The organism is Azospirillum oryzae (genome assembly GCF_900177515.1).
Lineage (GTDB): Bacteria > Pseudomonadota > Alphaproteobacteria > Azospirillales > Azospirillaceae > Azospirillum > Azospirillum oryzae_A.
This window is the reverse complement of the sequence record NZ_FXAK01000007.1, coordinates 1,046,766-1,069,611: the sequence shown is the minus strand read 5'-3', so window position 1 is coordinate 1,069,611 and position 22,846 is coordinate 1,046,766. Positions and strand designations below refer to the sequence as shown.

Annotated in this window: 23 protein-coding genes; 1 reads left to right on the top strand and 22 read right to left on the bottom strand. The window is 70.3% G+C overall.

Annotated features, from left to right (window positions below):
• Position 1: 1 nt before the first annotated feature.
• The 19 genes from B9N97_RS17570 to B9N97_RS17480 all read right to left on the bottom strand — a co-directional run bounded on the left by B9N97_RS17570 (position 2) and on the right by B9N97_RS17480 (position 20,829).
• Positions 2–898 carry a hypothetical protein gene (locus tag B9N97_RS17570; RefSeq protein WP_208621234.1) on the bottom strand — a complete coding sequence of 299 codons (897 nt, stop codon included), beginning with the start codon at positions 896–898 and terminating at the stop codon, positions 2–4.
• Positions 895–1,806 carry a hypothetical protein gene (locus B9N97_RS17565; protein WP_085088971.1) on the bottom strand — a complete coding sequence of 304 codons (912 nt, stop codon included), beginning with the start codon at positions 1,804–1,806 and terminating at the stop codon, positions 895–897. The genes B9N97_RS17570 and B9N97_RS17565 overlap by 4 nt, the downstream gene beginning before the upstream one ends.
• Before the next feature lie 3 nt (positions 1,807–1,809).
• Complete coding sequence (locus B9N97_RS17560) at positions 1,810–3,384, bottom strand: hypothetical protein (RefSeq protein ID WP_085088969.1); 1,575 nt, start codon at positions 3,382–3,384, stop codon at positions 1,810–1,812.
• Positions 3,384–10,235 carry a phage tail tape measure protein gene (locus B9N97_RS17555; RefSeq protein WP_085088967.1) on the bottom strand — a complete coding sequence of 2,284 codons (6,852 nt, stop codon included), beginning with the start codon at positions 10,233–10,235 and terminating at the stop codon, positions 3,384–3,386. Before B9N97_RS17555 ends, B9N97_RS17560 begins: the two co-directional genes overlap by 1 nt.
• 30 nt (positions 10,236–10,265) lie before the next feature.
• Entirely contained in the window at positions 10,266–10,499 is a 234-nt protein-coding gene (locus B9N97_RS17550) for a hypothetical protein (protein ID WP_085088965.1), read from the bottom strand.
• 23 nt (positions 10,500–10,522) lie between these two features.
• Positions 10,523–10,921: a hypothetical protein gene (locus B9N97_RS17545; protein WP_085088963.1), complete on the bottom strand. Its 399-nt coding sequence runs from the start codon at positions 10,919–10,921 to the stop codon at positions 10,523–10,525.
• Positions 10,922–11,008: 87 nt separating this feature from the next.
• The gene (locus B9N97_RS17540; RefSeq protein ID WP_085088961.1) at positions 11,009–11,500 is read right to left on the bottom strand and encodes a hypothetical protein; all 492 of its coding nucleotides are present in this window, start codon (positions 11,498–11,500) and stop codon (positions 11,009–11,011) included.
• Positions 11,501–11,591: 91 nt separating this feature from the next.
• Entirely contained in the window at positions 11,592–12,011 is a 420-nt protein-coding gene (locus B9N97_RS17535; RefSeq protein ID WP_085088959.1) for a hypothetical protein, read from the bottom strand.
• On the bottom strand, positions 12,011–12,313 hold the full coding sequence (locus B9N97_RS17530) for a head-tail joining protein (protein WP_085088957.1): 303 nt from the start codon (positions 12,311–12,313) through the stop codon (positions 12,011–12,013). Before B9N97_RS17530 ends, B9N97_RS17535 begins: the two co-directional genes overlap by 1 nt.
• Before the next feature lie 80 nt (positions 12,314–12,393).
• A complete protein-coding gene (locus B9N97_RS17525; RefSeq protein ID WP_085088955.1) occupies positions 12,394–12,723 on the bottom strand; it encodes a hypothetical protein in 330 nt (109 codons plus the stop codon).
• Positions 12,724–12,726: 3 nt separating this feature from the next.
• The gene (locus B9N97_RS17520; RefSeq protein WP_085088953.1) at positions 12,727–13,752 is read right to left on the bottom strand and encodes a major capsid protein; all 1,026 of its coding nucleotides are present in this window, start codon (positions 13,750–13,752) and stop codon (positions 12,727–12,729) included.
• Positions 13,753–13,763: 11 nt separating this feature from the next.
• Positions 13,764–14,123, bottom strand: coding sequence for a head decoration protein (locus tag B9N97_RS17515; protein ID WP_085088951.1), 360 nt, complete (start codon positions 14,121–14,123; stop codon positions 13,764–13,766).
• A complete protein-coding gene (locus B9N97_RS17510) occupies positions 14,123–14,695 on the bottom strand; it encodes a hypothetical protein (protein WP_085088949.1) in 573 nt (190 codons plus the stop codon). Before B9N97_RS17510 ends, B9N97_RS17515 begins: the two co-directional genes overlap by 1 nt.
• Complete coding sequence (locus tag B9N97_RS17505; protein WP_085088947.1) at positions 14,692–15,540, bottom strand: S49 family peptidase; 849 nt, start codon at positions 15,538–15,540, stop codon at positions 14,692–14,694. The genes B9N97_RS17510 and B9N97_RS17505 overlap by 4 nt, the downstream gene beginning before the upstream one ends.
• A 14-nt stretch (positions 15,541–15,554) precedes the next feature.
• Complete coding sequence (locus B9N97_RS17500; protein WP_244560756.1) at positions 15,555–17,150, bottom strand: phage portal protein; 1,596 nt, start codon at positions 17,148–17,150, stop codon at positions 15,555–15,557.
• Positions 17,150–17,383 carry a phage head-tail joining protein gene (locus B9N97_RS17495; RefSeq protein WP_085088945.1) on the bottom strand — a complete coding sequence of 78 codons (234 nt, stop codon included), beginning with the start codon at positions 17,381–17,383 and terminating at the stop codon, positions 17,150–17,152. Before B9N97_RS17495 ends, B9N97_RS17500 begins: the two co-directional genes overlap by 1 nt.
• Positions 17,380–19,473, bottom strand: coding sequence for a terminase gpA endonuclease subunit (locus tag B9N97_RS17490; protein ID WP_085088943.1), 2,094 nt, complete (start codon positions 19,471–19,473; stop codon positions 17,380–17,382). Before B9N97_RS17490 ends, B9N97_RS17495 begins: the two co-directional genes overlap by 4 nt.
• On the bottom strand, positions 19,457–19,975 hold the full coding sequence (locus B9N97_RS17485) for a terminase small subunit (RefSeq protein WP_085088941.1): 519 nt from the start codon (positions 19,973–19,975) through the stop codon (positions 19,457–19,459). The genes B9N97_RS17490 and B9N97_RS17485 overlap by 17 nt, the downstream gene beginning before the upstream one ends.
• A gap of 107 nt (positions 19,976–20,082) precedes the next feature.
• The gene (locus B9N97_RS17480) at positions 20,083–20,829 is read right to left on the bottom strand and encodes a hypothetical protein (protein ID WP_085088939.1); all 747 of its coding nucleotides are present in this window, start codon (positions 20,827–20,829) and stop codon (positions 20,083–20,085) included.
• 132 nt (positions 20,830–20,961) lie between these two features.
• Between B9N97_RS17480 and B9N97_RS35040 the strand changes: the two genes are divergently transcribed.
• Positions 20,962–21,186 (top strand): hypothetical protein, encoded by a 225-nt coding sequence (locus B9N97_RS35040; RefSeq protein WP_143266749.1) that lies wholly within the window; start codon positions 20,962–20,964, stop codon positions 21,184–21,186.
• A gap of 25 nt (positions 21,187–21,211) precedes the next feature.
• Here B9N97_RS35040 and B9N97_RS17475 read toward each other — a convergent pair whose 3' ends face one another.
• The 3 genes from B9N97_RS17475 to B9N97_RS17465 all read right to left on the bottom strand — a co-directional run bounded on the left by B9N97_RS17475 (position 21,212) and on the right by B9N97_RS17465 (position 22,845).
• Positions 21,212–21,475, bottom strand: a complete 264-nt coding sequence (locus B9N97_RS17475; RefSeq protein ID WP_085088937.1) for a hypothetical protein — start codon at positions 21,473–21,475, stop codon at positions 21,212–21,214.
• Positions 21,472–22,266, bottom strand: coding sequence for a DNA-methyltransferase (locus B9N97_RS17470; protein ID WP_085088935.1), 795 nt, complete (start codon positions 22,264–22,266; stop codon positions 21,472–21,474). Before B9N97_RS17470 ends, B9N97_RS17475 begins: the two co-directional genes overlap by 4 nt.
• A 72-nt stretch (positions 22,267–22,338) precedes the next feature.
• The gene (locus B9N97_RS17465) at positions 22,339–22,845 is read right to left on the bottom strand and encodes a host-nuclease inhibitor Gam family protein (protein WP_085088933.1); all 507 of its coding nucleotides are present in this window, start codon (positions 22,843–22,845) and stop codon (positions 22,339–22,341) included.
• Position 22,846: the final 1 nt, after the last annotated feature.

Here is a 22,846-nt window from a genome sequence, read left to right as displayed (position 1 = left end):
ATCAGATTGAAAACATGGCCGCATGGATCGCGGCGAGATTGGCGCCGCCACCGCCGGCAAGGCGCCATTGACCGGACACCAACGTGACGGTGTATTTCGTGCCGGCGACGACGTCGCCCTTGCCGGCCGCCGTCCCGTCCGCCTTGCGGATCGACGCGTCTCCGGTGCCGGAGACGTTCAGCGTCGCGGCACCAGTGATCGAATAGCCGGCGATGAACTCGTAGGACGGGTTGCCGCTCAGGCTGCCCAGCGCAACGGCCGGCGCGAGGGTCTGCGCGTTGGCCGTCCCGGCAGAGGTGCCTCCCCAATTCGGACCAGCACCGGCCGCGCCCGTATCACCCTTATCGCCGCTCCGCACCCATCCCAGCGCGACGGCATCCCCGGTCGCGAAGCCACCCGGACCACCGATGCAGGTCACGCCGACAGTCCGATAGGCACCAACACCCGTGACGCCGGTGATCCGCAGGTCGAGGTACTTTGCGGCGTCGCCCACCGCCACCAGCCGCGCCCGCGCCCTGATGGCCGAGCTGCTGGCGCCCAGCTCGGTCAGCATGGCGCCGATGTCGGCGCCGGCGGAGTCGGTGGCCGACACCAGCAGGCTGTAGCTGCCCACCGCCGGTGTGGCCGTGGTGGCGCGCAGATTGCCGGCGCCGGGGTCGGCCACGGTGGTGGCGGCATCCCAGACCATGCCGATGGTGGACTGCGCGGCGGCGATGGTGCCGGCAACCTCCCCTACCCCGTTGGCCACGGTGCCAATGTCCTGGATGCACGGATCCCAGTTGTCGGCCATGCCGCCCACACCGGTGAGGCCGCCCGGGTTCTGCGCCGTCTTTTCGTCGCCGTTGTAGTAATTCAGCAGCCGCAGGGCCGCCGCCAGCAGGGCCGCGCGCGTGATCATGTCGTCACCTCACCAAGGGAAATCGTGGCGGCGGAATGCAGGTCGTTCAGGTACTTCTGGCTGAAGTCCTCGGTGACCTGGAAAAGGCCGCCATAGCGGTAGCAATCGAAAGGGCTAGCGGTGTCCGGCAGCCACACCGCCGGCCGGTCGGCGTCGAGGAAGTTGACCAGGTCGAACAGGCGATCGCGGTCACCGGCCTCGTTGACGGTGCGGTCCAGCGTGGCAGTGCGCCGGCCGCGCCCGGGCTCCACCGCCACCCCGCCGCCGGCCAGCTCCGTCACCTTGCCGCCGCGGCGGAAGCCTTCGGCCGACGCACCGACATGGCGGTCGAACTGCAGGCTATCGCCTGCCCAGCCGAAGCCGATGCGATAGGCCTGCTCCGTGGTGCTGTAACGGCTGCCGGTCACCCGATAGGCCGGGCCGTAGATCGTCCAGCGCAGCACCTGCGCGCTGCACAGCGGCATCACCACATGGATGTTGGTCGGGTAGCGCAGGAACTCCCGGGCGCCCAGCTGGCCCAGCACGGTGTTCTCACCGCCGAAGCGCAGAGTCTTGGGATCGTAAAGCCCAGGCAGCACCAGGCGGTCGATCCCGCCTGCGAATTGCGTGCTGAAGGCCAGCGAGGTCCGTGCGCTGGTCTTGAAGGCCTCCAGCCGGATGCGGCCGGTCTTCCACAGGTTGGTGCGGTAGAGGCCGGCATAGGTCAGGTCGATCGGCCGCGGCCACTCCCACTCCAGCACCACCGGCTCGTCGCGGGTGCCGATCCGGGTGGACACCGCGGCGTCCACCAGCGGCAGCGTCTTCAGCGCATCGAGCGGCGCCGTTGCCGCCCAGTCGCCAGTTTGGCCGGTGACGTCGCAGTCCTGTTCCGACAGCTCGTTGATATGGGCCAGCAGTCCGGTCCCCATGGCTCACCGCGCCACGTAGAGGGTGGCGCCGCCGGCGCGGTCGGCGATCGTCCGGCCATAGACCACCACCGGCGCCCCGTCGGCAAAGCCGGCGATGTCGTCCTCCACCGTCACGGTGTCACCGATCCAGACGCCGGGCGCTCCGTCCAGCGCCGGCAGCTCGTAGAGAGTCGGCGGCGCCGACAGCTCGGCCACCCAGGCCGGCAGCTCCGCCGCGGCATCGGCGCTGAAGGTCAGGGCGGTCTCGATGGTGGCCACCTTGGCCGTGCTGCCCCAGGCCGCGGCGATCTCGTCGTCCACCGCGGACGGCACCTCGACCCATTCCTGCGTCCAGCGGGTGGCGTCGGCCGCGGTGGCGTCGGTGGCGGCGCTGCTGGACGGGCTGGGGTTGTGGGCGCAGCGCAGCACCACCTGTTTGGCCGGCGGGTTATGCTGACCCTCGACATACTGCAGTCCCGTGGTGGTGCCGGCGGCGGCACTGTAGGCGCGCACCGCCGCCGCGGCGGTGGGGGTGGGAACGCGGGTCACCACCAGCTGGCCGTCAGTGCCGACATACCAGCCGCCGCGCGGCACGCTGCCGACGAACCTGGCATAGGCGGCGGCGTGGGTGGTGCCGTCACCGGCGGCGAGGAACAGCCCAACCGTGCGCGGCACCGCGTCCATGCCGGCGCTGTCCACCGTGCTGGCCAGCCCGGCACCGGTGGCCAAGGCGGCGATCAGCTCGCCGATATAGCGACGGTAGACGCCGGCGAAGATCCGGCCCTGCACCTCGACGCGGAAGTCAGCGTATTTCACCGTGGTGGTGATGATCCCGGTGGCGAGGTCGACCGTGAAGTGCGCGTTGTCCGCCGGCGTGGCGCCGCTCTGCTTGGCCACCCTGACACCGGAAGACCAGCCGCGCGGCACGTCCTGCACCGGCTTGCCGCCGCCGACAGACCAGCGGTGGAAGCCGTCGATGATGCCGAGATAGGTCGGCCGCGCCATCGGGCAGTGCCCGAGCGGCAGCTCCTTCAGCGTGTCCTTCAGCTCGGCCGGCCCCTCATAGCCGCCGGTGCCCTTGTAGCGCTCGGTCTGGATCGGCGTGTCGTAGTCGAGGCGGGTGTCGTAGATCGGCAGGGCGATCTCGGTGCGCTTGGGCTTGGGCTGGCCAACCCGGGCGGTCCAGATGGTCACCGCGTCGGCCAGCGGCGCCCCGTCCTCGATCTCCCGCTCGGTCACCGACTGGATGACATAGTCGCCGGTCAGCAGCAGGTTGAGCGGCCGATCATCGAGGGCGACGCGCAGCCAGGCGCCGGTGTCGAGGTCCTGCAGGGTGGCGAAGCGCTGCGCCGGGTTGCGGGTGGCCTCGTTGCGCAGCACCAGGTCGCCGATCCGCAGCTCGGCCTGCCCGTCCGCCGCCCCAAGGCTGCCGATCGACACCGACGCGTCGGCGCCGGCGGTCACCAGCGGCAGCCAGGTGACGTTGGGCGGATCGTCGGCCGGGCCGGACTGGTAGCCGGGGAAGGTGGCCAGCGGCAGCCGGTGGCGGTGGCCGCTGGGGCGGTGGAACAGGGTGAGGTCGACGAGACGCACCTTCATCAGGCGGCCCTCCGGGTGTTGGCGAGTTTTCTGGGCAGGTCGCTGGTGGCGGCCTCGACGCGGGTCAGCAGGGCGGCGGCATCGGCGCCGATGCGGGCGCGTTGGGTGAGGGCGTCGCGACCGATCGCGCGGACCTCGTCGCGCAGGCCCTCCACCGCCTCCAGCAGCTCGGCCACGCCGGCGCCGCCGGCATCGAGGTCGGGGCGGCGGAAGGAGACCAGCGGCGCCGGCGGCTGCAGGTCGCTGCCGGGCAGCCGTAGGTCGAGCGCCACCGGGATGCGCCGGCCGTCCGGCAGCGGCACATGGGCCTCGGCGGTGTGGGCGCCTTCTGACACCCACGCCAGCTGCGGACCGTAGGAAATGCCGCCGGTGGCAAAGCCGGCGATGCCTGCCGTATGCGCCTGTGCCCGCACCGCTGCCTCGAAGGCCGCTTGGTGGCCGAGCTGCACCCAGGCGTTCAAGCCGCTGTCGAGTCCGCCGTCGTAGCCGGCGGCGCGTACTGCTGCGAGCCGCTGCGCCTGGGTCAGCGCTTCCCAGGCCCGGCCGACATCGTCCGGCGCGCCGTAGCGCGCCCCGCCGGCGATGGCGGTGACGTCAGCGCCGAAGGTGGTGGCGCGCTGGGTCGAGGTGGCCAGCCACAGATTGAAGGCCTCGTCCAGCTGGCCACCCCAGCCCATGGCGCGGGCGATGCCGTGCTGCTGTTCGGCCGACAGGCCGTCCCATGCCGACTGCACCGCCGCCGGCGCGCTGTAGTGCGGCCGGTTGTCGTTGCTGTTGGTCAGCTGCATCAGCGGCGTCAGCGCCGCCTGCCAGACGGCATAGCTCTGGTCCATGACGTCGCGCAGGCTGGACAGGCTGCCGAGCTGGCGCTGCCCGATCGCCGCGGCGTCGGCCCGGGCCTTCTGCAGTTCCTTCAGCTGGTCCTGCGCCACCTGCAGGTCCTGGGTGGCGGTGTCGAGGCTGAGCCCGCTGGTGTCGCCCAGCTCGGCAAAGACCTTGTCGACCTTGTCGAACAGCACCGACGCGGTGCCGCCGCTGGCCGCCTTCTCCAGCGCCACCAGCGTCGGGCCGACCTGCAGCAGGGTCTGCCGGGCGGTGTCCTTCTCGGCATCGGTGGAGCTGCCGTCCTTCAGCACGGCATAGGCGGCGTCGAAGCGGTCGGTTGCCTCCTGGATCTTCTGGCGCGGCGCCAGCGGCGAGTCGTCGCCTTCGCGCAACGCCGCCCGGGCATCCTTGAACTGCTGGGCGGCCTGCAGCAGGGCGATGGCGCCGGACTGGATGGAGTCGACCACCTCCTGTTTGGCGGCGATCTCGCGGTCGTAGGCGTCCAGCAAGTCCTGCTGGGCAAGCTGGAATGCTTGGGCGCCCCGCTCAGCCGACTGGACCAGGCGCAGCTGGGTGGTGTCGTAGCCGGCCGCGGTGGCCTCTGCCAGGGCTGCCGCCTGCTGGGCGTCCAGCGCGATCAGCCCGGCGCCGCGGCTGTTGCCGAGCGCCGCATACATCCGGCTGGTGACGTCCGCCTGCCAGGACGCCTTCTGCGCCGCCTTCTCCGCCGCGTCGGCGCTGTCGCTCCACGCCTGGGTGAGATAGCCCACCATCGTGGTGTACTGGTCGCCGGTGATGGTGCCGTCGTAGAGCGCGCTGTTCAGCCGGCCCACGGCGGCCCGCTCGGCCTCGATCGTCAGTGCACCACCGGAGGCGGCCTTCTCCACGCCCTCAATGACGCCGGCCAAACCCTTAATGGCGGAGTCGGTGCGGTCGAGACCCAGCCCCTGCAGCCGGTCCAGCGCGCTGGATTTGGCGTTGGGGTTGATCAGGGCCTCGATGGCGACCGCACCCTGCCGCTGCACATAGGCCACCGCGTCGGCGTAGCTGTCCCGCGCCTTCTTCGTGTAGCGCGCCGCCAGCTCGGCCACCTCGCCGGTGGTGTAGCCCAGCGACAGCAGCGCCGGCCGGAACTGTTCGAACTCGATCTCGGCTTGCTTGGTCGCCGCGGCCATGCCCACCAGCGGCTTGGTCGCCGGGCCGAGCCCCATCATCGCCTCGATGCCCTTGCGGGCGGCGGCGGTCAGCTCCGACTCGGTCGCCAGCCCCAGCTCGCTGGCCTTGTCGCGCCAATCGGTGATGTTGGTCTTAACCTGGTCGCCGATCGCCTTGGCCGCTTCGGTGAAGGCCTTGATCTGGTTGTTGGTCGGATCCAGGCTGGCGTTCATCAGGTCGAGCTGCTGGCGGAAGCCGGCGGCGAAGCCCAGATCGTTGGCCAGGTCCTCGGCCTTGGTCGCCTTGGACGTGGTCAGCGCCTTCTTCACGTCGTCATTCGCGCCGGTCAGCTGGCCGCTGCCGATCAGCCCCTTCAGGCTTTCGCGCATGTAGAAGGCGATGGCTTCGTTCTGGTCGGTGAAGGCGACACGCTCGCCGGCCCTGTCACCCACCTTGGGCGTCACGTACCACTTGCCGTCCTTTGCGAACTGCTGCAGCAGCGCAGTGTTGGCGCCGTCGCCACCGGTGACCTTGCCGCCGATCCCGGCCACCACCGTGTTCATGGCGGCGGCGACGGCATCGGTCACCTGCTGCATCTGGCCGGCGTCGGCGCCGTTGTCGGCCAGAGCGGTGTCGCTGCGGAACCCGCCCTTGCCGTTCAGGACGATGTTGCCGGAGCTGTTGGGACCGACGGTCGCCTTCTGCGTCCCGATCATGCCCATGATGGCGCCGACCACGGCACCGATGGCGATGCCGACCGGCCCGCCGATGGCGCCCAGCCCCATGTAGGCGGAGAGTGCCGACGCGCCCGCGCCCAGCGCCGCACCCGACAGGCCACCCACGGCTTTCGAGTTGGTCAGGGTTCCCAGGTAAGCCCCGCCCATGCCACCGAAGGCGCCGGCGCCGGCGGCGCCCAGATAGGCCGACAGGCCGGTCCCGGCAGCCACACCGCCGGCAGCACCACCGGAAGATCCGGCAACGACAGTGGGAGACGCCGTAACAGCCAAGCCAGGATTGGCGGCCTGCAGCATGGCTGTCTGCGATGCCAGCACCTCGGCAGAGGGCGCCAGAACCGTCTGTCCGGCCAGCATCGTCGCCGGACTTCCGATCCCGAGGGTGCTGTAGCCGAAACTGTCGATCAGACCGCTGATGCCACCGGACCCGCCGATGCCGAGCTTGTCCATCGCCCAGCCGGCGCCCTTGCTCAAGACGGTGTTGGTCAGGCTGCCGGTCAGGCCGCTGCCCTGTCCCGTTTGCCCGCTGCTGCTGCCGAACAGGTCGAACAGGGTGGGCAGGTTGGTGCCCATCACCATGTTCTTCAGCGGGTTGATGACAGCCATCTTCAGCGCGAGCTGCTGCAGCTCCACACTGACGGTGCTGATGGCGTCGGCCCACGACATGGTCGACTTGCCGGCGGCCGACAGCTTCTGCAGGATGGCGTCGAAGCTGCGATCGCCGAACTGCTCCAGCTCCTGGTAGGCGGCGTTGGTCCGCTCCAGCGCCAAATTCTGCCGGGCAAGCGCTTCGGCGTTGGCCAGATAGGCCTGCCCTTCCCGGCTGGCGGCGTCGATGTTGCGCTCGCGCAGGTCGATCAGGGCCTGGGTGCGCGCCAGCTCCACCGCGCGCTGTTCGGCCGACGCACCGATCAGCTGCAGTTGCTTCTGTCCCAGCTCCAACTGGTCGCGCTGCCGCTGCAGCATCGGCCCGGCCGCCACCGCCGACTCCAGCTGCTGCGCCTGGGTCAGCAGCTCGATGTAATGAGCCTTGGCCTCGTTGTAGAGCTGGGTTCCCTGCTCGCCTTCCTTCAGCGCCAGCGTGTGCGCCTGCTCGGCCACCTCGGCCGCCTTGACCGCCTGCGGTCCCTCCCCGTAGGCGGCCACCAGCGCTTTCTGGGCTTCGATCCGAGCCAGGATCGGCTGGGTGGACTCGGTGCGGAGTTGCTGCTGGGTGGAGCGCTCCTGTGCCTCCAGGTTGGTACGGGTTGCCGCCGACAGTCCACGAACCGCCGCGGCCGCGACCTGGTTCTCGATCGTGGCCCGCCGGGTTGCTGCCTCGCCCTTGCCGGCAGCAGCGGCCAGACGCGCCTGCGCATCGGTCTGCAGCTGCAGCTGCAGCGTGCCCTGCGCCGCCGCCCCGGCCAGTTGCGCCTGCGACGACGATTGCAGCACGGCCCATCGCTGCTGCAGGTCGAGCGGCAGCGTCTTCAGTACCGCCCCGAAATCCTTGGTCGTCAGCAGAGTCTTCGCCGTCTCCGCCCCAAGGCCGGGGTATTCCATCGCCACCTTGGCCAGCTCGATGCGGTTCTGGGCGTGCGCCTTGGCCGCATCGGTGACCGCACCGGCCAACAGGCGCTGCCTATTGGCCTGCCGCTCCAGCTCGGCGGTCTGGTCCTGGGTTTCCAGACCGACGATCGGGCGCAGCGTCGCATCGGCGGCGTCGCGCTTGCGCCGCCACAGGTCGAGATCCTTGGCGTCGCCATTCGTCGGCTCCGGCCCGACCAACTCGGCCAGCCGCCGCTGGTAGCCGGCCGGCACCTCCAATTGCTTGGACTTGGCCACCAGGTCAGCGAGCTTCGCCGTCAGTCCGGCGACCTCACCGCCCATGGTCTGGAAGCCGGATGCCGCCGTGGCCGCGTTGGTGCCGACACCGAGCACGGCCTTGGCCGCATCGTCGGCGGTGCCGTTCAGCAGCGCCAGCCCGGCCTCGGTCTCCTTGACCTCCTGCTTTGCCTTGGCCAGCGGAGCGGCCCACTCCGCGAAGGCCTTGACCAGCGGCTTCAGCCGGGCGTCCTGGCTGGCCAGCTTGTCGATGGCGGCAAACAGCGCCTCGGCGTCGATGGCGCCGGCGAGGAATTGCTGCTGAAGCTCGCGCGCCGGACCGAAGACCTTGGCGGCGTCCTCCTTCGACAGGCCGGACTCGTAGGCGGCGCGGTCGATCTTGAAGGCACCGGCACGCGCGTAGGTCTCTTCCTGCTTCACCGCAGCCAGGGCGGCGTCGCGGGCAGCCTCCAGGTTCTGACGACGCAGGGCGGCGACCGCCTCCGTCATCGTTTTCACCTTGCCGGTGCTGCGGTCGAAGGCGGAGTCGAAGTCCCGCATCGCGTCGCTGTGCAGACGCGTCGCCTTTTCCGATGCGGTCATCCCGCTGGAAAAGACCGCGACCGCCGCGGCGCCCGCCAGCAGGGCGGCACCCACCGGGCCACCCACCAGGGCCATGGCTCCCGACAGCAGGGCCATGCCGCGCGAGGCGACCGTGGCCGCCACACCGGTGCCCGCGATGGCAGAGGCCTGGGCACTCTGCGCCATGGTCAGCGCGACCGTGGTCTCCGCCACCCGCGCATCCGCCGCCGCCCGCGCGGTGCGGGCGGCGATCAGCGCCTCCTCGGCCTGCACCAGGCGCGCGGTCTTGCCAATGGCGGCGTCGAGCGCCGCCGCCGCCTCGTACTGCGTCGCGCGGGCAGCCAGGTCGGACCGGGCCTTGGCCTGGGCAGCCTGCGCCGCGGCGACGTCGGCCGCCGCCGCCTCCACCGTCGCGGCGGCGCCGGCGCGCAGCGCAGCCTCCTTCTGCAGCAGGTGGCCGGTGTTGGTCAGCAGCTCCTTGCGCAGCGCCACCTGGGAAGCGGCGAGCTGCCCGGCAGCCTGGATGGCCGGCCCGACGCCGCGGGCAACGAAGGCCGCCCCCAGGGCCAGAGCGGTGGTTTCCGCCGCCGCCGTCACCCGGTCGAAGTTGTCGGCAAGCCCCGCCATCGCCGGCTGTACCGCGGACAGCAGCCGGTCGCCCAGTTCGACGCGGTAGACCTCGGCCGCCGCACGCAGGCGGCTGGCCACCTGCTCCCCGGTTTCGGCCAGGCGGCTGTATGCGGCCTCAGTGGCGCCCGCCTTGTTCTGCAGCTCCTGCTGCGCGTCGGCGAAGGCGGTGCTTTCCCGGCTGGCCAGGGCCATCACCGGCAGCAGCGCCTCGACTCCGCCGAACAGCAGGGCCATCGACTCGGAGCTGCCGCCGGTCTTATCGGCCACCTCCTGGATGAAGTTGGCGAGGCCCTTCGCCTTCAGCGCGCCGGCGTTGAACTCCAGCCCCAGCGCGCGGGCGGTCGCGGTCGCTTCCTGCGACGGCTTCAGGACGGCGGCGATCACCGACCGCATGCCGTCCATGGCGGTGGAGGTCTTGATGCCGTTGGCGGTCAGCGCCGCGGCGGCGGCCATTAGCTCGTCCAGCGACACGCCGGTCTGCGCCGCGATCGGGGCGACCTGCCCGATGTAGGAGGCCAGCTCCTTGATGTTGGTCTTGCCGGCGGCGGCGGACGCGAAGAAGGCGTCGGCAACATTGGCCGCACCGCCGGCAGCTGCTCCGTAGGAGTTGAGCACGGAGGTCAGGCCATCGGCGGCGGTCTGCACGTCGGTGACGCCACCGATCGCCAGCCGGTTGGCCTCGGTCAGCACCGAGATGGCATTGGCCGCACTGTAGGCGCCGGCGGAAATGACCTCGTAGAGGGCCTTGGCCTGGTCTGTCGGCAGCCCGCCGAACTGCCGCGCCAGATCCTTGACCTGGGCGGCGTAGCGGCTGGTGTCGGCCCCCTTCAGCAGAGTGCCGACCTGGGCAACGGCGGTTTGGAACGCCATTGCAGCCTTGGTGGCCTCCACCAGGGAATCGGCGGCTCCGGTGCCGAGCTGCACACCGGCCAGAGCCACCACGGCGGTGGCGACGCCGGACGCGGAGCGGCCCAGCGCGTCAAAGCTGGACGATGCCCGGCGCACGGAGCCGTCGACGCGGCCGGCGAACTGGTCGACGCGGGCTTCCGCCTGCGACAGCACCCGCCGCAGGCCGGAGTCATCCGCGCCAACCGGCACCATCATGCCGGGGAAATCAGCCATGCCGGTCTCCGGAAACGAAAAGGGCGCCAGTCACCCGGCGCCCCTGCCCTTGCCCTGTTCCGGGCGCTTCAGGCCAAAGACGGCCCGCGCCCGCTCCTTCAGCTCCGCCGCGTCCTTGGGCTTGCGCGTCTTGCGCTTGGCCCCAGGCGTGGTGGCGGCGAGGAAATCGACCTTCCCGTCCAGGGCCAGCTGGATGTCGGGGAACGGGGCGTCCAACGCTTCGCTGCGCGACCATCCCAGCCAGCCCGTGGCGTACGCGAACATCTGGTCCACGTACTCCGGAAAGGTCAGCCGGCTTCCCCCGATGCGGCAGCCTCGCTGCCGGCGTCACCCTTCGCGGTCTTGCCCGCCTTCTTGGTTTCCGTCTTGGGCGCCTTGCCGCCGCCGGCGAGGAAATTCAGGAACAGCAGGACCTGCGGCGCCACGACGACGACACCCTCGGCGAAGATCGCCTCGGCGGTGGCCTCGGCCTGTTTGCCGACGCGGCCGGCGGCGGCGTTGACGACGTTCACCAGCGTGTCGAAATCGAAGGCGTTGGTGTTGGTGAAGGCCTGCTGCAGGCCGCCATACAGGCGGCAGATGGTGCGGCTGGCGCGGACGTTGGCGAACAGCTCGATGTCTTCGCCGTCGAGGCTGATGGTCATCACGCCGTGCGCGAAGCGCGGCGCCGTGCTGGAGGCGGTCATGGCTGGATCTCGCTTTGGACAGGGAAAGTGCGAACAGGGAAAGGGGCCGGCAGCCAGGGCGGGCTGCCGGCATCAGGGCCCCGGCGCTTACGGCGTGACGGCGGCCGCCACCTCGATCGGTTCGGCGTCGATTTCGAGGCCGACACTGGCCTCGATCACCTTGTCGTTGCCGCCGATTTCGGTCGTGTAGCCCATGACGAAGGCGTTGAGGTAGATCGTGGTCGGTGTGCCGGCGTCGGGGGCGTCGTCGAATTCGATCTTGTGGTTGTAGGCGGTCTTGCGGTTCTTGGCCGCCAGCTTCACCGCCGCCTGCCCGGTGCCGGTCGGCACGCGGGCCAGCTTGACGGTGGCCGAGCCGTAATCGACCGTGCCCTTCTTCTTGTGGACCGCGCCGTCGCCCAGCGTCTTGTAGGTGACCTTCTCGTACTGCTCACCGAAGGCGCCGAAATCCTCGACTTCCTCGACCTCGACCCAGGTCAGGGCGGCATACTCCGCCGCGGTGGAGCACTTGTTGGTGGCGTCGGAACCGGTGGCGATGAAGTATCGCGTGCCGGCGCTCTGAACAGCGTTGCCGCTCATGGGATTGCCCCTCCTTCGGGCAAAGAAAAGGCCGCCCGAAATCCGGGCGGCCGGGTAACTCCGGAGGCTCCGGAGGGCTCAGGCGTCGGACTCAGGCGTTGGGCTGGCCGAAACTGGTCTGGTAGGTCACGACGAACTGCAGGCGGGTCACCCCGGCCTTCAGCTCGCCGCTGGTCAGGCGGTCGGTGACGGTGCGCACCAGCTCGATGCGGTCCAGCGTCCCGCCGAACTTGCCGCCGGCGGCGATCGCCTGCTCGATGCGCAGCGCCATGGCGTCCAGCTGGTCGTCCAGGTCGGCACCGGCGCGGACGTAGCCGTCGACATAGAGGTCCATGCGCCGCATCTGGCGCCGGCTGCCCATGGTGATTTCCTGGGTCGCCTCGTCGGGCGTGAACAGGCCGATGCAGGGCAGCGCGTCGGGCTGCAGCGGATCGTCCCGGTTGGCGGTGACGGGAGCGACGACGCCCAGCGCCGCGGCGATGGCGGTGCGGATGTGGGTGCGGGGGTGCATCAGCGCGACTCCCGCAGCAGCAGGACCGTCATGCCCTGCCCGTCCGGCCGCGGCTCCGACACCGTGAAGGACAGGCCGCGCACCTCGACGGTGGCACCGGCGGGCACCGGCCCGCCCATGTCGGCGTCGACCACCGCCAACGAGGTCATCAGCGTGGAGACCGGCCCGTCGTCCGTCTCCACCTGATAGTGCCGGCGGTCGAAGATGCCGGTGACGGTGATGTCGGGCCGGCCGGCCCGGCGGATCACCGCCGGCTCACCGAAGGCGCCGACGCAGGCGGCGTTGAGGTCATCGAAGAACATGGGCGTGCCTCCAAACGCGACGGGCGGCCCGAAGGCCGCCCGTGTCGCGTCACTGCTGGTGATGGCGCTGGTGATGCCGGTCAGCCCTGCAGGGCCGCCCAGGCCTGGTCACGCTGGTCGGCGGTGATGTCCGCCCCCAGCACGTCGCCCAGCGCCTTCAGCTCCGGCTTGCCGCCCTTGAAGTGCTTGGCGTTGGCCGGGTCCAGCTTGCCGATCGCCGCGATGATGCGGTCGAGCGGCAGAGCCTCCCCTTCGGCCTCGTCCCCCGGCTTCACCCAGCGGGCAAAGCCGCGGGCCACCAGCGAAGCGGCCTGTTCGTCCTCCGGGTCCTTGACCTCGATGACGGCCCCCGGCCGCAGCGTGGTCTCCTTTGCCACCTTCACGGTGGCCAGCAGGCGCAGCTTGGCCATGGATCACCTCACCGTCGCGCACATGCAGGCGTTGGGACGCCGCGGGTAGACCAGCGGCGCCGACTGGCTCAGCAGCATGCGCCGGCCCGGGTTCTCTTCGATCCAGCTCTTGGGGAAGACCTCCAGGGCCTGGTAGCCGGCGCGCGGGTCGAGGATGGCGCCATGGGCCTGAATGCCCTCCATGGCGCCGGTGGCGCCCAGCAGCACCGTGTGGTCCGGCAGCAGCTCCTTGGTGGCGCCGGCATCCTTGTAGGTGTCGTTGTAGGTATAGAACTCCACCATGCCGATGCGGCCCTTGAACACCGGGGTGCCGGGCACGCCGGGCTGGAAGCCCATCTGCACGATGGCGGCCTGCCCCAGCGTGCGGTCGAGCACCTTCTCCAGCTTGGGGTCGGCCTCGAACAGCGCCCAGGCCTTGGCGTCCATCACCACGACGTTGACCGCGGCGCCGGACTTGCGCCCGACAAGGTCGATCCACTCCGACACGTCGGCATAGGGCGACACACCGGCCTCGCCCCAGCGGACGGCGCCGGACAGCACCAGCGACAGATCGCCGTCGCGCTGGAAATCCACCAGGACCTCCGGGTAATCGTCGCCCTTCACCACGCATTTGCCGGTGCGCAGAACCTCGGCCGCCATCACCTCCTTGCGGCGCAGGATCTGGTTCAGCTGGCGCTGCAGCTTGGCGCCCAGGATCGCCTGTTCGCGGGCGCCGGCCGACAGGGTGCCGCTCAGCGGTTCACCGGCCAGCCGGCGCAGCGGCTCGCCCGGCTTGATGTCGTGCAGCGGTTTCACATAGGCCGGGGCGAACATCCGGGTTTCATAGCCGGTGTCGGCGCCGACGCGGCCGGCGGCCAGCGGCGAGACGAAGGGGGCGATCTCGATGTCATCGACCTCGACGTCGAAGATGATCTTTTCGTCGTCGCTGAAGCTGGCCAGCGGGAAGAACATGTTCAGCAGGAAGCGGGGGGCCTTGGCGCGCAGCGACTGCAGCACCCCCAGCATGGCGAGGGTGGAATAGATGTCCATGGGTGGGGTCCTCAGATGAAGATCGACAGGTCGCGCAGCGCGTCGGCCGCCGACGCGGCGGAGTGGCCGGCGCCGAAGGTCAGCTGGTCGGCGTTGAACTCGCCGGTGAAGTAGACGACGGCCTGGACGTCGGCCGCGGTGGCGTCCACCGGCTCGGCCAGCACCGCGCGCACCGCTTCGGAGCCGTCGCTGGACGCGGCGGCCGACAGGGTGAACTTCTTGCTGGCGGTGATGCGGCCGAGCACGGCGCCGGCGGCGAGCACGCCGGCGCCGCTGGCGATGGTCACCAGCCGGGTGACGCGCGGGAACTCGCCGGCGATCAGGGACGGCAGCGGCTGACTGGTCATGGAGGAGAAGCTGGCGGAGGTCATCACTTGCCGTCCTTGTTGGAAATGAGCCCGACGGCCGCCATGCTGGCCAGCACCGCGGCGGCGGCCTTCTGGTCGTCGCTCATGGTCGCGGTGTCGGTGGAGGCGCCGACGGTCGGGTTGGGGTGGGCGTCCATGGCGGCGAGCGCCAGCGGGTTACCGGTGGAGGCGCCGGGCACGGTGGCGCCGATGGGTGCTGCCTCCAGCGCGGCGCAGGCGGCCTCGACCGTCAGGTCGGTGTTGAAGGCCAGATGCGCGGCGAGCTGGACGCGGCCGGCGGCGGCCGGCGCGGCGAAGATGGCGGCGCAGCGCTCGCGCTCGCCGGGCGCGGCGGCCTGCTGGCCGCTGGCGGTCTTGTCGCCACCGTCGCCAGTGCCGGGCGCGTCGTCTTCCTCGCCGTCCTTCGGCTTGTCCTTGCCCTTGTCCTTCTGGTCGGCATCGTCACCGGTACCGGCCTGCGGCGTGGTGCCGCCGGTGCCGGCCTTGGGGGTGGTGTCGGTGCCCGCCTGGGTCTCCCCTTCCGCGGCCTTGGAGCGGCCGAAGGGATTCAGGTGAGCGAAGCTGAACGTCTTCACTGGTTTTCCCTCACATGATCCACCAGAGCCGAAAAGGCCTGGTCGGGTGGCAGGACCGCATCGGCCAGCCCAAGGCGCACGGCCTCGGCGGTGCCGACCGGCCCCTCAAAGCAGCGGGCCTCTGTGGTAAGGACCGCCGCCACGTCGATCCCGCGGGCGCGGGCGACGGTTTCGGCGAAGAGCTGGCGCAACGCATCGACCTGCCCCTGCCAGTCGGCGCGCACCGCCTCGGGCAGCGCGGCATAGGGGTGCCCATCGGTCTTGTGGGCGCCGGACTGGATGATGGTCGGCTTCAGCCCGGCCTCCTCCAGCATGCGGGAATAGTCCCAATGCATCAGCCAGACGCCGATCGAACCCACGCCACCGGTGCGCGGCACCGCGATGCTGTCGGCGGCGCAGGCGACGGCGTAGGCGGCGGAATAGGCCTCTTCGCTGCAGATGGCCCCCACCGGCTTGGCCGCGGCCTTCTTCGCGGCAACGATCCAGTCCACCAGGTCGAAACAGCCCTGGGCGATGCCGCCGCCGCTGTCGATGTCGAGGCAGACGGCGCGGACGTCCGGATCGGCGAAGGCGTGCGCCAGTTGGAAGCGCAGCCCGTCATAGCCGGTGACCCAGCTGCTGCCGATGTAACCCAGCTTGGGCACCAGCAGCCCGGCGACCGACACCACCGCCACGCCCTGGTCCACCTCGTAGGGCCGGCGCGTGCCGTTGACCTCGCCCAGCCGGTAGCAGCTGGCCGGCAGCTCCCCGCCGGCGCGGTTCGCCTGGGTCAGCTGCACCATGCGGGCAGCCGCCGTCTCGGCCCAGGCTGGGGACACCAGCACGGGCTGCATCGTCTTCAGCATGTCGAAAGGCTCCGTTACGCGCCGGCGGCGGCCGGCTCGGGCTGGTCCGGGGTGGGCATGAAGTTGACCTCGGGCAGGGTCAGCCCGCGCGCCTTCAGCGCCTCCTGCTCCAGCGCGATCTGGTCCAGCAGGTCATCGAGGTCGCGGCCCTGGTCGAGGGCCTCGTCGCGCAGGGTGGAGATGCCGAGCCGCACCCGCATCGCCGCGGCGGTGATTTCCTTGACCGGGTCCACCCAGCCGCGCGCCGGACCGCGCCACACCCCGCGCAGCCAGGCCTGCCGCCGGGCCCGGCTTTCCGAGAAGCCCGGCAGGTCGAGGTAGCCGCGCCACACCGCCTCCTCCAGCACCAGGTCGAGCGTCGGCCGGCACCAGGTCAAGGTCTTGTGCATGCGCAGGAACAGCACGAAGCGCCAGCCCTCCAGCAGCGACGCGCGGGCCGAGCTGTAGTTGGTCTTGGAGAAGTCGCGCATGAAGGTCTCGTAGGTCATGCCGATGCCGGTGGCGATCAGCCGGCTGACCGTGGTGACGAAGCCGTCCATGCCGGCGCTGGGGCGGTTGGACGAGTAGCCCTTCAGCGTCTCGCCGGGCAGCAGCCGCGGGATGGCGCCGCCCGGTCCGATGCCGAGCTGCACCGACGGCTGGGCGTTGCGCATGTCCATGTAGCTGTTGGCGTCGCCGAACAGGTCCAACAGCGTCTGCCCGTCGGCCGGGCTTTCCAGCACCGCGGCGATCACCGCGTTGACCACCGCCGCCTGCAGCTCGGCCCGCTGAAACCGGGCGCGCTGTTTCAGCTCGGTCATCACCGGCGCGAACACCGACACGCCGCGGTGCTGGCCCGGCCGCTTCTGGTCGAAGGAGTGGATCACCACCCGCCGGCCGCCCGGCCCGCGCAGCGGCACCCGCTGCCAATCGGCCGCGGCGATCGCCCAGGGCATGAACAGGTCGCCCGGGTGGCTGCTGCGGATATGGTACGCGACGGGTGCGCCATACTCGTCGATCTCGACCCCGTCGCGCAGGCGCGGATCGCCGATGCGGTCCTGCGGGTTGGACAGGCGGTCGGCCTCCACCGTCTGCATCACGGTGGCGAAGCGGCTGCCCAGCCGGCGCTGCCGCTCCGGCAGCCACAGCGCCAGTTGCAGGCTTTCGCCGGCAACGAGGTCGGACTGCACCGACTGGCGCAGCATCGCGCCGAAGGGCAGCTGGCCGGTGACGTCGCAGGAGTCGCGGTCCTCGCTCCACTCGTGCCAGATCGACTCGATCCGCCGGGCGGCGTCCTGCGCCTGGTCGCGGCTGATGCCCAGCGCCCGGTAGTCCGGCATCGACTGGAAATCCAACCCGAAGCCGATGGCGCTGTCCTTCAGCGACTGGACGGCACCGGAGACCAGGGCGTCGTTACGCTCCAGGTCACGGGCGCGGGCGACGATGGTCTGGCGATCGCCATCGAGGTCGGCATCGGGAGACCCCGCCGCCGGCGTCCAGTCGCGCAGCTCGGGCGCGTTGCCCGATCCGGCGAGAAAGGCGCCCATGGCCGCCTGCGCCCGGGCGCGGCGGATCTCGGCCTGGGCGATCGGGCGGCCGTGCTGGTCCAGGATGACGGGAGCGGTGGCCATCAGCCGATCATCCGGACATAGGGCGACACCACCGGCCCGCGCCGGCCCTTGGCCGCATTGATCTGTCGCTCCAGCGAAGCGATGTAGCTGGCCAGCTGGGCGACGTTGGCCGGGGCGTATTCGACCACGCGGTCGCCGAAACGCACGCTGACCTTCTGCTGGCCGAGCTGCAGGGCGTGGTACGCGGCCCGCGCGTCGGCGAGCCACGCCTCCAGGGTGGTGACGTCGGTCATAGGTAGAGTTCCCCTTTGTCGGTCGAGGCCGGCGACGCCGGCGCCACCGGTTGGACGGCTGCGGCCGGCCGGCTCAGCCGGCGTGCCCGCTCCACCGCCGCGGCGATGGCATCGACCGGTGTCGACTCCGTGGCGGTTCGGGCAGCCTCGCCGGCGGCCTCCCCGGCTTCAGCCGGTGCCGCTTCGATGTCGGCCTCGCCCAGTTTCACGTATTTGCCGGACAGCGCCTGCAGGCCGCACACCGCGGCGTAGGCGTAGACGAAGCACACCCCGGCCTCATGGGCCTCGGCCGGCTTCTGCCACACCGTGTATTGCTGGCCGCGCGGAACGATCAGCCGCTCGCGGGTCAGCTGGGCGAAGAACTCCTCGTCAAGCTCGCGGGCGCCGTCGATGGCGGCTTGCGGGAAATGCACATGGCGCGGCCCGGCCTTGTCCACCGCCAGGCTGCCATAGGCCCAGTCACGCGCGGCGTTGCCGCCGATCATGTACCAGACATGGCCCAGCTTGCTGGACGGCTTGCGCGGCCAGACCTTGCCCCGCTGGCCCCGGCTTTCCGAGCGGCCCTTGATCGCCCACACCCGCCGGGAGCGGCGCTTGTTGGCGAAGGCATAGACCTCCTGCGTGTGGTGGCCGCCGCTGTCGATGCAGCTGGCCCGCACGTCCAGCGTGGTGCCGTCCGGCTTGCGGTAGCGGCGCAGCAGCACGCCATCGTCCAGCGCCGCCCACACCTCGCCTTTGGCCGGATCGCCGGCCAAGACGAAATGGCCGATCAGCCAGACCTCCAGCCCGCGGCCCCAGCCATAGACGGAGGCCTCCAGGCGCGGGTTCACCGTGCCGGACTGGACGTCCACCCCGACGGTGATGAACTCGACAGCCGCCGGCACCTCAGCCGGGTACGGCTCCATGCGGTCGATGAAGCTGCTGCTCTTGACCTCCTGCCCGTAGGTCGCCCGGTAGGGGCGGCCCAGCCGCAGGTTCATGAAGGGCTGCACCAGACTGGCCGGATCGGCCTGCGCCTCCAGCCACTCCTGGACGATCACCGTCCAGGCGGCGTTGGGGTTGAGCGACATGCCGGTCCACAGATGCATGCCGACATGGCCGGGCACCTTGGCCTTGGCGGTCGGGCGCCATTCGCCGTTGGCGTCCATCCACGCCTTGTGCCGCTCTTCGATGATGCAGCCGCAGGTGCCGACGTACCACACCTTGTCCAGGGTGCCCTCGGCGTCCAGGCTCCATTTCAGCCCGTGCGGCACGTCCGGCCCGCCCCAGTCCAGATACTGCCAGCCGTCGAGGTGGCCGGCGGCATCCGAGCATTGCGGGCACGGCACGAAGTAGCGCCGCTGGTCCGACGCCAGCCACAGCTTCCACACCCGGCTCGTTTCGAACAGCAGCGGGGTGGAGCCGCGCACCTGCTTGCGGTTCCAGAAGGTTTCACCGCGGGTCCAGAACAGCTTCAGCTTGTCGCCCTGGGTCTTGGCCCCGGGCGTCCAGCCATCGCCATCGATTTCGTCGGCGAACAGGAAGCGGGCCGAGTAGCGGCGGAAGGCATCGTCCGACGCGGCCCCGACCACCCGCACGCTGGCGCCGTTGCTCAGCTGGTAGAAGGTGGCGTTGTCCTGCTTCTCCCCCTTGCGGGTCGGCCGCATCAGCGGCTTCAGCACCGGGGTGTCGCGCAGCATCGGCGCGATTTCGCCGCTGCCGAAATCTTCCGCATCCGGGATCGTCGGCTGGGCGATGGCGCACAGCGTCGGGTCCTGGTGCAGGTGGTAGCCCACCGCCAGCGTGGCGCAACGCGTGTAGCCGACGCGCGCCGCCTTCAGCACCGTCAGCAGCGGCACGGTCGGATCGCACATCAGGTCCACCAGCCCGCGCTGGTAGCCGTAGAGCGTCACCTTGCCGTGCTCGGCCCCGGTGCCCTTCGGGATCCAGCCGAAGCGTTCCGCCCACACGGAACCGCTCATGCGTTCCTGGAACTTCAGGCTGCCCTCGAACAGGGCCAGCAGCGCCGTGCGCAGCTCGCCCCGTCCGGTGCGGTAATCGCCGTGACGGTGGGCGCTGACCCGCGCCGCGGCTTCAAGCCCCCGGCTCATCGCCCCAGCTCTTGACCAGCTCGTCGCGGGCGGCGTCGAAGGCCTGGTTGATTTCCTTCTCCGCCATCGCCTGTATTTCCGGCGCTCCGGTCATCGCCGCGGCGCGGCCGGCGATCTTGGCCACCGCGTTGGACAGGCCGGTGCGCAGGCTGATGCAGAAGCCGGCGACGTCGGCCGCGGCCTCGTGGCGGTTCACCACCTCGTTCAGGGCCTCGTCGGCCTTGATCTCGGCCACCACCGCATCGGCCACCGCCTTGCGGCGCTTGGCCTCGTCGGCGGTGATGACGCCGATCTCGCCCTCGTAGCCGGCGGCAACGTCGGCCACCGCACGGTCCACCAGCCAACGGTGGACGTCGGCCGTCTCGAATGCCCATTCCCGGCCCTTGGCCCCCTTCTCCGCGAAGGGGCAGCCGTCGCGCACCCACGCGTCGACGGTGGGCAGGCTGACGCCGAACAGGTCGGCCAGCTCCGCCCGGTTCACCCGTTGGCCCGGTTTGGACATAAACAAAAACCTCGATTCAAAAATTTCTTAGAGGGTGGACCGGTGCGGCCCGAATTACCCTCGCCGGGGGGTGCCCCCGGAAGGACCCGCGGCCGCCGGTCGGCCGGTCACCGCCGGGCGGCGAAGCGGGCGTTGACCGTCCGCACCGCCTCCTCCAGCCGCCGACCGATGTTGGCCCGCACCGCCCGCTCGACGATGTCGTGGAAGCGGAAGCGCGGGCGGTAGCTCGGCGCCCGAACGAAGATCACCACCGGCCGGGCGTCGGCGCCGTCGCGCTGATAGATGCCCGGCGGCAGCCCGCCGGCGTTGCCGGGCAGAGCGGCGAAGTAGCCGTTGCGCCGCCGCTTCTTCCGGCTGCGGGCGCTGTCGCTCCGGTTGGCGGTGTAGCCCTGTTCCCCGAAGGCCCGGGTCTGCGACAGGATGCGCACCACCTCGGACCGCCGCATGTTGCCGTAGGCGTCGAGGCTGGCCTCTTCGCCCGGGACGGCGAACATGCCGGCCGGCAGCAGGCCCGCGGCCCGCAGCTGGCGCTCCATCCGCTTGTCCCGGCGCGGCCCGCCCTCGACGTTCGGCAGCAGGTAGCGCGCCGCCGGCGTGCCCTTGCCCCAGTCGTCCTTGAAGCCCACCCACGCCACCGGGGCCGCCTTGGTGGCGGGCCGGACGAAAGTGGCGTTGACGGTGTAGGGCGTCGGCCGGTCGAAGGTCTCCGGCAGCGCCCGCTGCACCGCCAGCTTTGCGTCTTGCGCTGTTCTGGTCAGCGCAACCGGCAATGCGTACCGGGTGAGTTGGTCGCCGTACTGGCGGATGGCTGCCTTAACCCGCTGGGCTGATGCATGAATTCGTGCGTCAGCCAATCTGTGAATGCTCCATTCAGCGGCTCGCTCGTGGTTCTCATGCAAGCGCATGCGACACTGTGGTCTTAGACAACTTCCGCCGGCAGGTTGATATTCTTAGTGTTAATGCAGTCTGAACCATTGGAGGCTGCTATGACCGAGAAGAAGCAGCCAATTGCCCGCTGCCTGACTTGCGGAACACCATACTATTCGCTGGCACCCGTCATCGATGGATGCGTGACGCAAACTGTCTCTGGCCGCTGCGATGGTGAAGTCGTGATCCGGTGGAACAACGACGACTGGATCATCTGCCCGCATTGCGATGGCAGCGGATGCCCTCACTGCGACGATATAGGCTGGCTGCCCGCCCGTCCGTGAGCCACGAACATAAGCCTACATCCCTTCACTGTCTGGGGTCGGCGCCGCCGTCAAAGTGTTCACGCGTGAACACTTTGGACCGACCACGGAAGCGGTCCCGGAAGTCCAGCGCCAGCAGCACCAGGCGCCCGACCACCAGCGCCACCGTGCCCCAGAAGGCCAACTCCTGCGCCGGCCCATGCAGGGCGTCGAGCCACCAGCCCATGGTGCCGCCGATCGTGACGATGACCCCATCGGCAGCGGTGCGGGTGGTGAGGCCGTGCATCACGTCCTCCAGGTGCATGGTCATGCCGCCAGTTCCTCGGTGAGGTTGGCCAGCCGTTGCCAGCCGGCCTCGAAATAGCGCCGGTCGCGCTCAATGCCGATGAAACGCCGGCCCGTGGTTAGCGCGGCATGGCCGGCCGACGCGCTGCCGAAGAACGGGTCGAGCACCGTCTCGCCCTGCGGGCACACGGTGCCGATCAGCTCGGCCAGCAGCCCAACGGGCTTCTCCGTCGGGTGGGCGCCGAACCGCACAGGCGCATGGCGCAGCACGTTGGCGACGTTCCGGCGCAGCGGCTCGGTGCCCTTGCCCTTGGTGAAGTGGTGGATCAGCTCGTGCTGGTGCCGGAAGTGCGTCCCCATGCCGAAATAGGTCTTGTCCCACACCAGCAGCCCCACCCGCTTCAGGTCGGCGCTTTCCATGGCGTCGGCCGCTTGGCCGGACAGGAACAGCGCGGCCTCTCCCCCGTCGACGGCATCGGCCAGATGATCGCCCATGCGCCAGTCGATGAAGGCCAGCACATGGCCGCCCGGCTTCAGCACCCGCTGCCACTCCATGGCGCAGCTGCGCAGAAGGTGGAGGAAGCCGCGCGTGCTCAGGCTGTCGGAACCGAACCACCGGTCACCAACGCCGCCCTTGGTCGACCGCGTCATGGTCTTGCCGTAGGCGGTGCGCCCGGCCTCGCGGGTGGCGCCGCTGGAATAGGGAACGTCGGTCAGCACCAGGCTGACCGAGCTGTCGGGAAGCTCCCGCATCCGGTCGATGCAGTCGCCCAGCATCAGCGTCGCGGCGCCGATCGTCACGGATTGGGAGGTCATCACGGAACCCTTTGATTTCAGCCGTTTTTCAGAGGTCAGCTTGCGATAATGCTGATTTTCGCAAGCTTGGTTTTAGGCAGTCGCCACCATGAGCGGCTTGACGAAGAAGGCGTCGTCCCCGCCCTCGATGACGACGCCGGGGATGGTCACCGCCACCTTCGGCTCCGCCAGCAGCGCAGCCCGATCGACCTCGCTCTTGGTGCGGATGAAGCGCCGCAACTTGCGGTCTTCCTCCAGCCGCTTCAGCAGCGCGTCGACATCGCCCACCACCAGCTTGGCCGCCGTCTTCTTCACACCAATCATGCCGGTGGACAGCGCCACCGACTTCTTGGCCCCGGTCAGCAGATTGGCCCGGTTGGCGTCGAAGTAGCCGCGCAGCAGCTCGGTGTCGGCGGCGATCGCCGTCCGCAGCGGTGCCGCCGCAGTCTCGTAGGCGAGGTTCGCCTGGGCGACCGCCACGTCCAGCGAGGCCTTCAGCCGGCCCAGCTGCGCCTGCGCAGCGCCGATCCGGCCGACAACGGCCGCTGCCTGGTCCTGGGTGCGCACCCTGCGCACCGGAGCGGCGACAGTCTCGCCCATG